Annotated in this window: 13 protein-coding genes; 10 read left to right on the forward strand and 3 right to left on the reverse strand. The window is 50.0% G+C overall.

Annotated elements, in window-relative coordinates:
* Positions 1–7 precede the first annotated feature (7 nt).
* From ACO0LC_RS24145 to ACO0LC_RS24155, 3 genes are read right to left on the reverse strand one after another with little or no spacing between them, the layout of a single operon-like run.
* Positions 8–877, reverse strand: coding sequence for a hypothetical protein (locus ACO0LC_RS24145; RefSeq protein ID WP_423007948.1), 870 nt, complete (start codon positions 875–877; stop codon positions 8–10).
* Positions 867–1,256: a hypothetical protein gene (locus ACO0LC_RS24150; protein ID WP_423007950.1), complete on the reverse strand. Its 390-nt coding sequence runs from the start codon at positions 1,254–1,256 to the stop codon at positions 867–869. The genes ACO0LC_RS24145 and ACO0LC_RS24150 overlap by 11 nt, the downstream gene beginning before the upstream one ends.
* A gap of 53 nt (positions 1,257–1,309) precedes the next feature.
* Entirely contained in the window at positions 1,310–1,948 is a 639-nt protein-coding gene (locus ACO0LC_RS24155; RefSeq protein ID WP_423007952.1) for a TetR/AcrR family transcriptional regulator, read from the reverse strand.
* A 274-nt stretch (positions 1,949–2,222) separates the two neighbouring features.
* On the opposite strand from ACO0LC_RS24155, the gene ACO0LC_RS24160 reads away from it, so the two are divergent.
* The 10 genes from ACO0LC_RS24160 to ACO0LC_RS24205 all read left to right on the forward strand — a co-directional run bounded on the left by ACO0LC_RS24160 (position 2,223) and on the right by ACO0LC_RS24205 (position 13,896).
* Complete coding sequence (locus ACO0LC_RS24160; RefSeq protein ID WP_423007954.1) at positions 2,223–2,606, forward strand: RNA-binding S4 domain-containing protein; 384 nt, start codon at positions 2,223–2,225, stop codon at positions 2,604–2,606.
* A gap of 241 nt (positions 2,607–2,847) precedes the next feature.
* Positions 2,848–3,450, forward strand: a complete 603-nt coding sequence (locus ACO0LC_RS24165) for a TetR/AcrR family transcriptional regulator (RefSeq protein WP_423007976.1) — start codon at positions 2,848–2,850, stop codon at positions 3,448–3,450.
* Between the two features lie 72 nt (positions 3,451–3,522).
* On the forward strand, positions 3,523–5,313 hold the full coding sequence (locus ACO0LC_RS24170) for an acyl-CoA dehydrogenase C-terminal domain-containing protein (protein ID WP_423007956.1): 1,791 nt from the start codon (positions 3,523–3,525) through the stop codon (positions 5,311–5,313).
* 57 nt (positions 5,314–5,370) lie between these two features.
* Positions 5,371–7,770 (forward strand): 3-hydroxyacyl-CoA dehydrogenase/enoyl-CoA hydratase family protein, encoded by a 2,400-nt coding sequence (locus ACO0LC_RS24175; RefSeq protein WP_423007959.1) that lies wholly within the window; start codon positions 5,371–5,373, stop codon positions 7,768–7,770.
* 190 nt (positions 7,771–7,960) lie between these two features.
* Complete coding sequence (locus ACO0LC_RS24180) at positions 7,961–9,157, forward strand: acetyl-CoA C-acyltransferase (RefSeq protein WP_110255346.1); 1,197 nt, start codon at positions 7,961–7,963, stop codon at positions 9,155–9,157.
* An 87-nt stretch (positions 9,158–9,244) separates the two neighbouring features.
* Entirely contained in the window at positions 9,245–10,117 is an 873-nt protein-coding gene (locus ACO0LC_RS24185; protein ID WP_423007961.1) for an alpha/beta fold hydrolase, read from the forward strand.
* 22 nt (positions 10,118–10,139) lie between these two features.
* Positions 10,140–10,916, forward strand: a complete 777-nt coding sequence (locus ACO0LC_RS24190; protein ID WP_423007963.1) for an enoyl-CoA hydratase — start codon at positions 10,140–10,142, stop codon at positions 10,914–10,916.
* Positions 10,917–11,098: 182 nt separating this feature from the next.
* The gene (locus tag ACO0LC_RS24195; RefSeq protein ID WP_423007965.1) at positions 11,099–12,211 is read left to right on the forward strand and encodes a hypothetical protein; all 1,113 of its coding nucleotides are present in this window, start codon (positions 11,099–11,101) and stop codon (positions 12,209–12,211) included.
* Positions 12,212–12,587: 376 nt separating this feature from the next.
* Positions 12,588–12,746: a hypothetical protein gene (locus ACO0LC_RS24200; RefSeq protein ID WP_423007967.1), complete on the forward strand. Its 159-nt coding sequence runs from the start codon at positions 12,588–12,590 to the stop codon at positions 12,744–12,746.
* Positions 12,703–13,896 (forward strand): collagen-binding domain-containing protein, encoded by a 1,194-nt coding sequence (locus tag ACO0LC_RS24205; RefSeq protein ID WP_423007969.1) that lies wholly within the window; start codon positions 12,703–12,705, stop codon positions 13,894–13,896. Before ACO0LC_RS24200 ends, ACO0LC_RS24205 begins: the two co-directional genes overlap by 44 nt.
* Positions 13,897–13,985: the final 89 nt, after the last annotated feature.

A 13,985-nucleotide genomic window follows, 5' to 3' on the forward strand; every position in this document is an offset into this window, starting at 1 on the left:
GCCAGTTTTATCTTGCGCTCTTGCTGTGTATCGCATACTCAGCAAGACCGTAGACCAACATGGCATAAACAACCAGCCTTGGGTCCATCATTGCAAAAGCCAGCACACCGCAGATGCAGCCGATTGCCCGGTACAAAGAATTTTCAAGTCTCATTCTTGCCAGCAGGGCAGATGCAATCGCTGACATAGCCAGGATAATGGTGGCATAAAAACACCAGTCGATTAAATAGTTGGGGCTGATATCAAAGATGGTCGCCAGGTAAGCTTCTTCAGGTAATATGCCAGCCCCGTTTTGGGGCGCGAAATAATGCGAAATATCCAGATGAAAGTTGATGGATTCCAGATAATTGACACCAGCGATCAGGATGATGGCGACGCTCCCTGTGAGCAGGGAATAAATGCCCCATGGGCTGCGGTATTGGCCCATCTTTCTTATATGCGCTGGCGTTTGGTATTTATCATTACTGGCATAAAAATTTTTCAAACTGTCGAACATGCCCAGGCAAGTAAGTAACATGAAAGTCAGGTAGATCAGGTTGCGGGTGCTGGTGCGCGCATCCTGGAACTGTGGCTGGGCATACAATAAACCGATGGTAGCCGCAGTGATGACTGCGAAAATGAAGCCCGCGTATCTGCTTGTTTTGAGTTCCTGTGTACAACGGGCCCATATGAAGAGCAAGGGTATGCATAACAGGTAAGACGCGGCCAAGAGCAAAATCAGGAACATAGATCTCATTCCCAGAGCATGGAGGCTTAAACCGCGCCCAGCCAAGTTTGCCATGATGCCAGCCAGTAGCCAGATCAGCGGTGCAAACATGGGGGCTAATACATAGGCTTGAATGGGCGTACGCTGTACAGAATGATGATCAGTCGACATTATCTTTTAGTAATTGCCACAGAAACTCACTATATGCGTCCCCCTGTGGCAATTCATAGTCTGTCTCCAACACTTTTCTGGTGCTGATGACTGCTCTATTTTCTTTTGGATTAAAACCAATTTTTCTTCTTCTATCATGTACAGGCCATTGCCTGACCTTGATTTGCTCGAGATAGCTTGCCCGGATTTCTCTTGTTGGATTGGTGTTGTCGATGACAAAGGGCATGCTGGTTTCAAAGCAAAATTCCAGCAGGCGTGCCTGGCGGTTTTTGGTTTTCAGCAAGTCATTGCTGATGCGCAGGTGGCTATTGAAAAAGTGTTCTTTGTAAAAAGAAGATTTGCCGCTGGCTTGTAACCCTATGAAGAAGATGGCTTCCATTCTTTTGCGTGTGAGTATTTTGGCTTTGCATTGTATTACAGCCAGTAGCGCAATCAGTCCACCCGGGTAGCTGCCTTGATACCGTCAGTGACAAAGCGTAGCAAGTACGGTGCCGCCAGATCAGCCTGGCGGGCCGGGCAAAGGCCATCAGACAGACGTTCTATGCGGGTATCTACCACATGATGTAACAAGGCACCGAGGGCGAACTGATAACTCCAGTAGACACTCTCCGCGGATGCATGGGGCAGGGCATCGTGCAGGGCAGCGATGAATTCTCGGGCCATGGGGTCGTAGAATTCCCGGGTGATGCGTTCGCTGGCTTCGTGCTGGTCAATCACGCCGCGCATGACCATACGTGAAAAATTGGCTCCTTCGGCTTTTTCATTGAGTTTTAATACTGGCAGCACGAAGGCGGCGATGATGGCTTCCAGTGTCGTACCGGGAGCACTTTGTGTGCGGGCATGGCGCAAGCCGTTCAGGCGCTCTGCGATATAGCCGCTGTGGTGTTCATAGATGGCGTGATACAACTCGTTCTTTGCACCAAAGTAATAGCCTATCAGAGCGATGGGGACGCCAGCCTCGTGAGCAATGTCACGTATCGACACGCCTTCGTAGCTTTGTGCTGCAAAGCATTTCTCTGCGGCAATGAGGATTGCGCGCTTTTTTCCACTTAGTTCTTCAACAGAGCTCATGAGCTGATCCGACCAAATTGGCAAGCATGCGAATGTAAATAAATTAATGCAAGGCTTTGCCGAATTGTACGGTCGTTCAGTTTATTGTCTATGCGCACTGCAACATAGCGCGACTTGGGGTGTTGCTTTGTTGTATGCACAAACATTGGGCGAAAATGCCTTGTAATTGACTGACAGCTGCCATAAATTGCATCAAAATAGAATGAACGTATTTTTTAACGTCATACTTGCTTTACAAAGCTAGTTTATCCTGAACTGAAAAGTGACAACCTTCATGAGTGAGACCACCCGTATCGATAAATGGCTATGGGCAGCCAGATTCTTTAAAACCCGTAGCCTGGCGACGAATGCCATAGAGCTGGGCCGTGCCCTGCAAAATGAGCAGCGCGTCAAGCCAGCGCATAATGTTAAAGTCGGCGACCTGATTGAGGTGCAGCAGGCTGAGCAGGTATGGCAGGTCAGGGTCTTGCGCATACTGGAAACCCGTGGCTCGGCCACCATCGCCCAGACCATGTATGAAGAAACCGCAGAAAGTGCAGCAAAACGTGCCAAGGCAGCAGAAGACAGGAAGTATTTCCGTGAACCAACTGCGACCATGACAGGCAGGCCCACCAAGCGTGACAGGCGACAGCTGGACCAGACGCATAATCAAGACTAGGTCGGGACTGAGCCGGACTCGGTGGAATAGTCAAAAAGCGGATGGTGGGAGGCAAAAACATAATAGATACTCTCCTCTAAAGACAGAATCTGGTTTGACTTTTCATGCGCTGTGCATAATAGTACGAGCGTTCGATAAATTCATTTGTTTGCATCACTTTTTGCTTCACTTAATGGTCACTACGGGCAGACATGAATCTTTTCAACACAATCAATGTAATATGAATATGACATCAAAATTCATGCGCAAGGGGGAACTGACCCGCGCCGCCATTCTGGACGTAGCTCTGGACGCTGCCAGCCGTGATGGCATAGAGGGGCTGACCATAGGTTTGCTGGCCGACAAGATGAACATGAGCAAGTCTGGCGTGTTCGCCCATTTCGGTTCGCGTGAGGATTTACAGATCGAAGTGCTGAAGCTGTATCACCATCATTTCGAGCAAGAGGTGTTTTATCCAAGCATGAAAGAAGAACGTGGCTTGCCGCGTTTGCAGTCCATGTTTGCCTTATGGGTCAAGCGCGTCACGGTAGAGATTGCTTCTGGCTGTATCTACATCAGCGGTGCAGCCGAATACGATGACAGGGCAGGGCCCATCAGGGATGAGCTGGTTGGTATGGTCCACGCGTGGCAGGGTGCCTTGCACCGTGCTGCTGCACAGGCGATACAACTGGGCCATTTGCGTGACGATGTCGAACCTGAACAGATTGTGTATGAAATGTACGGCCTGATATTAGCCCTGCACCATGATGCGCGTTTCTTGCGCAAGCCGGGCAGTGTAGGTCGTGCCGAGATCGGATTTGAACGAATGATCGAGTATTACGCGCCGGTGCATATCACTGTTTGATTTTGATAATCATCGCCGCAAAAAATTTAGTATCCACATTTACCGTTTTAACTTTGCCGTCAGGAGAAAATCATGGGTCAATATATCGCTCCATTGCGTGATATGCAGTTCGTGTTGCATGAGCTGTTGAATGTAGAAGAAGAATTGAAACAGCTGCCCAAGCACGCTGATGTTGATGGCGACATCATCAACCAGATTTTGGAAGAAGGCGGCAAGTTTACTGCCAATGTATTGTTCCCACTGAACCACTCCGGTGACCGCGAAGGTTGCCACCACGACAAGACTAACCACACTGTCACCACACCAAAAGGCTTTAAAGAAGCCTACAAACAATATGTGGAAGCTGGCTGGCCTGCATTGTCTTGCGACCCGGAATTCGGTGGCCAGGGCTTGCCACTGGTAGTCAACAATTCTTTCTATGAAATGTTGAATTCATCCAACCAGGCCTGGTCCATGTACCCAGGTTTGTCGCATGGTGCCTATGAATGTATCCATGAACACGGTACTCCAGAACAAAAATCCCTGTACCTGCCCAAGCTGATCTCTGGCGACTGGACTGGCACCATGTGCCTGACCGAGCCACATTGCGGTACTGACCTGGGCATGCTGCGTTCCAAAGCAGAACCACAGGCTGATGGAAGCTACAAAATCACAGGCGCAAAGATTTTCATCTCAGCCGGTGAACACGATATGTCAGAAAACATCGTCCATCTGGTACTGGCACGTCTGCCAGGCGCACCAGAAGGTTCGAAAGGTATTTCCCTGTTCATCGTTCCTAAATACCTGCCGAATGCAGATGGCAGCAATGGTGATCGCAATCCTATTTTCTGCGGCGCGATTGAAGAAAAAATGGGTATCCATGGCAATTCCACTTGCCAGATGAACCTGGACGGTGCAACTGGCTGGCTCATCGGTGGCCCTAACAAGGGTTTGAATGCGATGTTCGTGTTCATGAATGCTGCACGTCTGGGCGTGGGCATGCAAGGCCTGGGTCTGACAGAAGTGGCTTACCAAAATGCCCTGGTCTACGCCAAAGACCGTATCCAGATGCGCAGCCTGTCCGGCCCTAAGGCACCGGACAAGCCAGCTGACCCTATCATCGTTCACGCTGACGTACGCCGCATGCTGTTCACAGCAAAAGCCTACGCAGAAGGCGCACGCGCATTCTGCTCCTACGTTGCCCTGCAACTGGACAAAGAACTGAATCATCCTGATGAACAAATCCGTAAAGATTGCGCTGACGAAGTCGCCTTGCTGACACCAGTCATCAAAGCCTTCATCACTGACAATGCCTGGACTGCGACTTCTGAATGTCTGCAAGTCTACGGCGGTCACGGCTTTATTGCTGAATGGGGCATGGAACAATATGTTCGTGATGCCCGTATCAACATGATCTATGAAGGCACGAACACAGTACAGTCCCTCGATTTGCTGGGCCGTAAAATCCTGATGGACAATGGCGCAAAACTGCGCAAGTTCGGTGCCAAGGTACAGGCTTTTGTTGAAGCTAATGGCACTAACGAAGCATTGGCAGAATTTGTCACGCCACTGGCTGAGCTGGGCGACAAAGTCACCAAGCTGACCATGGAAATCGGCATGAAAGCCTTCCAGAACCCGGATGAAGTCGGCGCTGCTGCCGTGCCTTATCTGCGTGTAGTTGGTCATCTGGTTTATAGCTATTTCTTTGCACAAATGGCAAAAATCGCTCTTGAAAAACAAGATTCTGGCGACAAATTCTATATCTCCAAACTGGCAACAGTGCGTTTCTACTTTGCCCGCCTGTATCCGGAAACAGCGATGCTGATCCGCCAGGCACGTTCTGGTTCTGCCAATTTGCTGGCACTCGAAGCTGATTTGTTCTAATCAAACATGCGCCCCTACCCATGTACATGGGAAGGGGCGTTCTACCTGAGGTTAAAAATGACCAATTTCATCGTTAAAAAAGTCGCCGTTCTGGGCGCTGGCGTGATGGGTGCGCAAATTGCTGCTCACTGTATCAATGCAAAGATACCTGTAGTCCTGTTTGATTTGCCGGCCAAGGAAGGCCCTAAGAATGGCATCGTCCTGCGCGCTATCGAGAACCTGAAAAAACTCAATCCTGCGCCACTGGGCAACAAGGATGATGCAGCCCTGATCGAAGTCGCCAACTATGAAGACAACCTCGACGTGCTGGCTGGTTGCGACCTGATCATTGAAGCCATTGCAGAACGCATGGACTGGAAACATGATCTGTACAAAAAAGTGTCTCCGCACATTGCGCCAAATGCGATTTTTGCATCCAACACTTCCGGCCTGTCCATCACTGCCCTGTCTGACGGCTTTGATGCAGAACTGAAAGCCCGTTTCTGCGGTGTGCATTTCTTTAACCCACCACGCTATATGCACCTGGTGGAATTGATACCTACTGTCGCAACCCGTCCAGAAATCATCGATCAGCTCGAAGGCTTCCTGACGACTTCCCTGGGTAAAGGCGTAGTTCGCGCCAAAGACACACCTAACTTCATCGCCAACCGCGTCGGTATCTTCGGCATGCTGGCAACGATTTATGAAGCAGAAAAATTTGGTCTGACTGTCGATGTCGTCGATGACCTGACAGGCAAAAAACTGGGCCGTGCTTCTTCCGGTACTTTCCGTACTGCTGACGTGGTTGGTCTCGATACCATGGGCCATGTCATCAAGACCATGCAAGACAATCTGTCTGATGATCCTTTCTTCGCTGTTTATAAAACACCTGAAGTGCTGGCCAAACTGGTCGCAGCAGGCGCGCTGGGTCAAAAGTCCGGTGCAGGCTTTTACAAAAAAGTCGGCAAGGACATCCAGCGTCTGGACTTCGCCACAGCACAATATGTGACTGGCGGTGCCAAGGCTGACGACGTTGTCGCCCGCATGCTGAAAGAAAAAGACCCGGTCAAGAAAATGAAGACCCTGCGTGAATCGACCAATGTACAGGCACAGTTCCTGTGGGCGATTTTCCGTGATGCCTTCCATTACATCGCGGTGCATGGAGCAACGATAGCTGACAATGCACGCGACATCGACTTTGCGATGCGCTGGGGCTTTGGCTGGAATGTAGGCCCGTTTGAAACATGGCAGGCATCTGGCTGGCAAGAAGTGGCAGGCTGGGTCAAGGAAGATATTGACGCCGGCAAGGCGCTGTGCAATGCACCGCTGCCAGCCTGGGTATTTGATGGCAAGGTTGCAGAAAATGCGGGCGTACACACAGCAGAAGGTTCCTGGTCACCAGCAAGCGGCAAATTCGTGCCACGTTCCACACTGGCGGTATATGACCGTCAAGCCTTCCGTGCGCCGGTACTGGGTACGGGCGTGGCAACTGGTGCAAACGCTGGCACGACTTTCTTTGAAGATGACTCCGTCCGTATCTGGCATCAGAATGACGACGTACTGGTCCTGTCACTGAAAACCAAGATGCATGTGATTGGCCCAGGCGTTATCGAAGGCATGGAAAAAGCCATCGCTGAAGCAGAGAAAAACTTCAAGGGTCTGGTCATCTGGAGTGCAGACGCTGCTGACGGCGGTGCCTTCTCTGCCGGTGCTGACTTGCAAGCCATGCTGCCTTTGTTCATGTCCGGTGGCGTGAAAGCAATCGAGCCAGCAATCTCCCGCCTGCAAGATGCACATCAGGCTTTGAAATATGCCAACATCCCTGTGGTTGCTGCTGTTTCTGGCCTGGCACTCGGTGGTGGTTGCGAATTGATGATGCACGCTGCAAAACGCGTGGCATCCATTGAGTCTTACATCGGTCTGGTAGAAGTGGGCGTAGGCCTGGTTCCTGGCGGCGGTGGTTTGAAAGAAGCAGCAGTACGTGCAGCGGCAGATGCCAAAGGCACAGATTTGCTGCAGTTCCTGAAAAACTACTTCACCAATGCAGCCACAGCCGCTGTCTCCAAATCGGCGCTGGAAGCACAGAAGATGGGCTATTTGTCTGCAGATGATGTCATCGTCTTCAATCCTTACGAATTGCTGCACGTTGCCAAGGTAGAAGCTCGCGCCATGTTTGATGCTGGTTACCGCGCCCCTATGCGCAAACTGGTACCAGTTACTGGCCGCCATGGCATCGCCACGATCGCTGCACAACTGATCAATATGCGTGATGGCGGCTTCATCTCTGCACATGATTTCAAACTCGGCAAAATGATTGCTGAAGTGGTTTGCGGTGGTGACATCGATAATGGCAGCCTGGTCAGCGAGCAATGGCTGCTGGACATGGAGCGCAAGGCGTTTATGGAATTGCTGAATCATCCAAAAACACAAGAGCGCATTATGGGCATGATGCAAACTGGCAAGCCAGTCCGTAATTAAAAAGGAAAAACTTAAGATCCAAGACCTCTCACCACCGAAGCACAGAAACCCCGAGACACAGAGTTGACACAGAGAATAGCCTGGCAACTCGATCTTCTCCGCCGTTCCTCTGTGTCTCTGTGCCTCTGTGTTGAGGGGTCTTTGTTGAGAATAAGTTTTAGCTGACCTTAACGAATTGAGGTAATCAAAAATGACTAAACAACTCCAAGACGCCTACATCGTCTCTGCTACCCGTACCCCGATCGGCAAATCTGGTCGTGGCATGTTCCGTAACACCCGCCCTGATGATTTGCTGGTACGTGTACTGCAATCCGCTTTTGCACAAGTACCTAATCTTGATCCCAAGCTGGCTGAAGACGCCATCATCGGTTGCTCTTTCCCTGAAGGCGCACAAGGCCTGAACCTGGCGCGCATGGGTATCTTGCTGGCAGGTTTGCCTAACACTATCGGTGGCGTTACCATCAACCGCTATTGCGCATCCGGTATCACTGCCGTTGCGATGGCGGCAGACCGCATCCGCGTTGGCCAGGCTGACGTGATGATTGCTGGCGGTGTTGAATCCATGTCCATGGTGCCTATGATGGGCAGCAATCCATCGATGAACATGGCTATCCTGAAAGACGAAAACGTAGGCATGGCCTACGGCATGGGTCTGACAGCAGAAAAAGTGGCCCAGCAATGGAAAGTATCCCGTGAAGCACAGGATGCATTTGCCCTGCAATCGCACCAACGTGCTATCGCTGCGCAAAATGCAGGTTACTTTGATGCAGAGACAACTTCTGTCGATATCATCGACCGCGTGCCTAACCTGGCAACGGGCGAAATCGAACTGAAAACCCGCACCGTCAGCCGTGACGAAGGCGCACGTCCAGATACCTCCATCGAAGGTCTGGCAAAACTGAAACCTGTATTCGCCGCCAAAGGTAGCGTCACTGCAGGTAACAGCTCGCAAACTTCTGACGGTGCTGGTGCCCTGATCCTGGTCAGCGAAAAAATCCTGAAAGAATTCAACCTGACACCACTGGCACGTTTCGCTTCTTTTGCAGTACGTGGCGTACCACCAGAAATCATGGGTATAGGTCCTAAAGAAGCCATCCCGGCAGCATGCCGTGCCGCTGGCATCACGCAAGACCAGATCGACTGGTTTGAATTGAATGAAGCCTTTGCAGCACAATCCCTGGCCGTAGTACAAGACCTGGGCCTGGACCCATCCAAAGTCAACCCTATGGGCGGCGCGATTGCCCTGGGCCACCCACTGGGTGCAACTGGTGCGATCCGTTCTGCAACGACTATCCATGCCCTGCATCGCAACAACCTCAAATACGGCATGGTCACCATGTGCGTAGGTACAGGTATGGGCGCTGCCGGTATTTTTGAACGTATGTAATTCTGTTGTGTTTGCCTGAATAAAATTAAACCGCGCAGACTGAAACTGCGCGGTTTTTTTTAAGGAGCTGAGCTTTAAGGAGCTATGATGGAGACGATACAAATTATTACCGCTGACGGCACTGCGCTGACAGCAAAAAAATTTACACCCACAAGCATAATAAAATCAGTCGTCGTCATGCCGGCGGCCATGGGCGTGAAGCAAAATTTCTACGAACCCTTTGCTGAATTTCTGGCAGAGAATGGCATTGCCGTCCTGAGTTTTGATTATCGCGGCATGGGTGAATCCATACCCGCGCAATACCGCAATTCATTACGTGGCTTCGATGCCGACATCCTGGTCTGGGCCGAGCATGACTACAATGCAGCTCTCAAGACTGCAAAAGAATGGCAACCTGATGTACCCTTGCTCATCGTCGGCCACTCGCTAGGCGGGCAATTACCTGGCCTGGTGCCTGACAATCATCTCATTGACGGCATGCTGACGGTTGGTTGCGGCAGTGGCTACTGGCGCGATAATTCACCGCAACTGAAACGGTTTGTCTGGCTCATGTGGTATTTCCTCGTGCCCTTGTACACCCGTATCTGGGGTTACTTCCCTGGCAAGAAAATGCGCAAGGTCGGTGACTTGCCCAAGGGCGTGATTTATCAATGGTCACGCTGGTGCCGTAGCCCTGAATATTTTGTGGAGAAGGATGGCAGCCCCATGCAAACCGGCCACCATAAAATTCACAAGCCCATACTCTGCATGAGTTTTACCGACGATGAAATGATGAGCCGCCGCAGCATAGACAGCATGCATGACTACTACAGCAATGCCAGGGTCGAGCGACGCTATATCCATCCTAAAGACGTTGATGCCAAACGCATAGGGCATTTTGGTTTTTTCCGCCCACAGTTCCGCAACACACTTTGGCAGCAAGCCCTACAATGGCTGACTACCGCACCACAATCTACTTGATCAATAAAAAGAGACTAGCACTATGGATATCCTGACCCACAAAGAAAACGGAATTTTGACGATCAACTTCAATCGTCCAGAAAAGAAAAACGCCATCACCCAGGCCATGTACCAGGCCATGGCAGATGCATTGCGTGATGCAGAAACAGACGTGGCCGTACGCGCCATCCTCATCACTGGCAAACCAGAAATCTTCACCGCCGGTAATGATCTTGAAGACTTCATGAAAAATGCCCGCAGCCTGGCCGAGCCAGACACCGTGCCACCGGTCTATCAATTCATGCAGGCCCTGAATGAATCAGGCAAGCCCGTGATTGCCGCCGTTTCCGGCGCCGCAGTTGGCATAGGCACTACACTGCTCATGCATTGCGACATGATTTATCTGGCCGACAATGCCAAACTGTCCATGCCCTTTACGCAACTGGGTCTGTGCCCTGAATTTGCCTCCAGCATGGTCTTCCAGCAAATTGTCGGCTATCAACGCGCAGCAGAAAAACTCATGCTCGGTGAAGCCTTCAGCGCTGCAGAGGCTTTTGAAATGGGTTTCGTCAATAAAGTATTGCCACTGGAAGAATTACTGCCCTACGCCCAGCAGCAAGCCGCCAAACTGGCAGCATTGCCCGCAGCCTCCATACGCGTAACCAAGCGTTTGATGAAAGGCAATCAACCCGCCGCCATCAGCGCCAAGATGACAGAAGAAAACCAGCACTTTTCAGCGATGCTGAATGCACCAGAAGCCAAAGAAGCATTCATGGCTTTCTTCCAGAAGCGTAAGCCAGATTTTAGTCAGTTCAACTAAGCTTTCGGATGATTTTCTTGAGTACTGTAAAGTGCCACAGAAGTTGAGATTTTTGTCAGGGTAGTTGAGATTTGTCAAATTAAACGGCGGCTGTCTAGCCGCCGTTTCGCTTTAAGAGACATTGAAACTACTTAAAATTAGATAATATCCCTACGTGATCAAAGTAACTTTAGCGAACATCCATGATAAAAAAACTCTTTTTCGCCTGTTTTATTCTGTTTGCATTGATGGACCGCGCGTTTTCTGATCAGCGTCAACGACCATCAGATCCTTGGTACTATAGTATGTATGTCTATCCTGATGGTGACGTGTATGCGCAAACAAACAGGTGGCATGCCAGATTTAAGGCTAAAGATGGAATATGGACAGAATTTGTTCCAATAAAATTAACCATTGATGGTTATTTCATATCGAAGGGAAATAAGCTATTTTTTACGAATCGACATGGTGGAGATGTAATAACGTCAATTGATAGGGGGACGCATTGGGAAAATTTAGGTCGTGCTGCGGAAACTACTAAAAAATACTATGAAATCAAGAAAATTGACGGCAGCCTTTTAGGCTGCGGTCAAGATACTTTGGATATCAGTGACGATGTAGGTAGACACTGGCGCCAATCAGTGGCGTTGAAAACTTTTAATGGTGAAGCTGATTCGTGCATTAGTTTTTCTGGCAATCGTGAAGTGCTATTTGTTAGAGGCAAATCTACTTTATATAAAAGCTTAGATTTTGGTCTTTCCTGGGAAATTATAAGTAGCAATACCGCAGGATTGGTAAATGATAAACAAAATTCTTTTAGCGATATCGAAAATTCACATCATAATTGTGAATTGAAAGGCATGTTGATGGATTCACTTTACATGCAATGCCTAAGAAAAATATTCGTTAGTCTGGATCAAGGAAAGAGTTGGGAAGAGGAAGGTTTTGGATTGCCACCCGATGCAAAACTAGATATTCGCAAGATTTCAGATAATTATCTTTATCTTTTAGTTAATTATGAAAGTGACCTGGCAGATAATTATAGGCGAGATCTTTTTATAGCACTTGATCGAAAAACATTAAATAAAATCAATGATATAGAGATTTTGCCAGACGATTTTCAAGTAGGCGAGCTTTTACCAAGTGGATTTCGCGCATTCTATTTGCTGACTGAAATAGGCATTTACAGGAGTGCGGATTTAGGAGCAACCTGGACTATGCTACCGGCTGCTAGATTTGTGACTATGTTAAGTCCAGCTACCAGAATCTTAAAGTCAAGTGGTTCTACCACAAGTATTAGCCGACTCCCACATTGAAGGATGAGATTTCGTCTGAATTGTTCCCCCAGTTCAGTTAAACCAAATCACTTTGCCAGACCTGCAAATTTTGCAAAATCTGGCGACAGTTTTGGCTTAACTGAACACAAAAACGACTATTTTTTAATCAACGCGAGCGACTAAAGTTGTTGTGCTGATTAAAATTTATGCAAATCACTTGATCGCGGCGAGTTTCATCCTGAACAGCTAAACTGCCCGCTTAACATACACATTTGGGTCCAGCGAGGATTGACTAACGCCGCAAATAATATCCCTGCAACAAACCATCCCAAGCCTCAAATTTATGTACAGATTGAGGTGCTGTGAAGTACGGATTAATCCCTGTCCAAACTTCTGCAAACGTGTATCCATGTAAATGCTGATGCGGCCTGATCAGGTTATACCAGGACGCAGCATCAACACCGGCGTCTATGGCAACATCCTCGCCCCGCGTGCCAGCATCAATGGCGGTAGCGGCGTCATCAACGGCAATGAACCACGCCCCCGTGGCCAGCAACAGCAGTGCCAGCCTTGATGAAGACACCAGCATCAACCTCAGCCTGCTCAGCAACGCCAGCGATGCCGACAGCACCGACGTATTGACCGTGCGCATCACCACCCAGCCCGCCCACGGCACCGTCAGCAACCAAAGCATCACCGTCGACAATGCCACCAGCATCCTCATCAAGGCACTCGGCACCGATGTTGATGGCGACACCCTCAGCAGCAAACTCATCAGCACAGCCGGCCATGGCAGCGTCACCCTCAATGCTGACGGCAGCTTTACCTACAAAGCCACCGCAGGCTATGTTGGTACAGACAGCTTTAGCTACAAAGTCAACGACGGCAAGGTCGACTCCAACCTCGCCACCGTCAGCCTCACCGTGACCGCTGTTGCGCCGCCTGTACTCACCAGTGCAGACCTCGGCCTGGCAGGGCAGTTCAACGCCTTCATCTTCAATGACTTTACTGCTACCGCAGGAGAAGTGGCTGGCACCATGGCAGTAGGGCACAACTTCAATGTCTCCGCCTTTAGCATGGACACCACCCAAAAGAACTACCAGGGCATGTCCTTGATCGTTGGTAACCAACTCACCTTCAATGGTGGCTCCACCCATGGCAAAGCCACCTACGGCAGCAGCAAAACTGTCAACAACCTGCCGCAAACAGATACTGTCGTCAAAGCAGTACCGCCATTCAGCTTTACTGATAACAAAACCCAGTTGACCGACCTGTCCACCAACCTGGCAGCCCAAACCGCCAATGGCAAGACCAGCATCCAGTTCAACGGCATGACCTTCCAGGGCGACGGTACCAACGGCACCCAGATCTTCAACGTCAAGGGAGCTGACCTGCTCAACGTCACTTACGCCAACTTCGTCAACCTGAACCCAGGGCAAACCATCATCATCAACGTCAGTGGTGACAGTGGCATGCAAGGCGGCATGCCAGACGGCTTCAAGAACTACAACACCCTGTTCAACTTCAGCACAGCGAAGAAACTGACCTTCACCAACGTCGCCCTCAACGCCAGCATCCTGGCGCCACTGGCAACAGTCAGTGGTGGTAGTGGCGTGGTCGATGGCAATGTCGTCGTCAATAACTGGAACAGCAATGTCTACATCGCCAACAACCGCAGCTTCCAGGGTAAGCACCTCATCAGCCCCGTCTGTACACCGGCATAAAAAACCCTCAAAGTAGTTCCCGTTACATTTTAGCGGGAGCTACTTTGGAGTTATTAGACACACCGGTCCGCAGGAAGCGGCGCCCTAAC

The sequence above is a fragment of the Undibacterium sp. JH2W genome (assembly GCF_049340425.1).
Taxonomy (GTDB): Bacteria; Pseudomonadota; Gammaproteobacteria; order Burkholderiales; family Burkholderiaceae_D; genus Undibacterium.

What these genes read in the sequence shown, in the direction of transcription:
- ACO0LC_RS24145 (WP_423007948.1), bottom strand. Translation starts at nt 877, where the DNA reads ATGTCGACTGATCATCATTCTGTACAGCGTACGCCCATTCAAGCCTAT.
- ACO0LC_RS24155 (WP_423007952.1), bottom strand. Translation starts at nt 1,948, where the DNA reads ATGAGCTCTGTTGAAGAACTAAGTGGAAAAAAGCGCGCAATCCTCATT.
- ACO0LC_RS24165 (WP_423007976.1), top strand. Translation starts at nt 2,848, where the DNA reads ATGCGCAAGGGGGAACTGACCCGCGCCGCCATTCTGGACGTAGCTCTG.
- ACO0LC_RS24190 (WP_423007963.1), top strand. Translation starts at nt 10,140, where the DNA reads ATGGATATCCTGACCCACAAAGAAAACGGAATTTTGACGATCAACTTC.
- ACO0LC_RS24185 (WP_423007961.1), top strand. Translation starts at nt 9,245, where the DNA reads ATGGAGACGATACAAATTATTACCGCTGACGGCACTGCGCTGACAGCA.
- ACO0LC_RS24205 (WP_423007969.1), top strand. Translation starts at nt 12,703, where the DNA reads ATGAACCACGCCCCCGTGGCCAGCAACAGCAGTGCCAGCCTTGATGAA.
- ACO0LC_RS24160 (WP_423007954.1), top strand. Translation starts at nt 2,223, where the DNA reads ATGAGTGAGACCACCCGTATCGATAAATGGCTATGGGCAGCCAGATTC.
- ACO0LC_RS24150 (WP_423007950.1), bottom strand. Translation starts at nt 1,256, where the DNA reads ATGGAAGCCATCTTCTTCATAGGGTTACAAGCCAGCGGCAAATCTTCT.
- ACO0LC_RS24195 (WP_423007965.1), top strand. Translation starts at nt 11,099, where the DNA reads ATGATAAAAAAACTCTTTTTCGCCTGTTTTATTCTGTTTGCATTGATG.
- ACO0LC_RS24200 (WP_423007967.1), top strand. Translation starts at nt 12,588, where the DNA reads ATGCTGATGCGGCCTGATCAGGTTATACCAGGACGCAGCATCAACACC.
- ACO0LC_RS24175 (WP_423007959.1), top strand. Translation starts at nt 5,371, where the DNA reads ATGACCAATTTCATCGTTAAAAAAGTCGCCGTTCTGGGCGCTGGCGTG.
- ACO0LC_RS24170 (WP_423007956.1), top strand. Translation starts at nt 3,523, where the DNA reads ATGGGTCAATATATCGCTCCATTGCGTGATATGCAGTTCGTGTTGCAT.
- ACO0LC_RS24180 (WP_110255346.1), top strand. Translation starts at nt 7,961, where the DNA reads ATGACTAAACAACTCCAAGACGCCTACATCGTCTCTGCTACCCGTACC.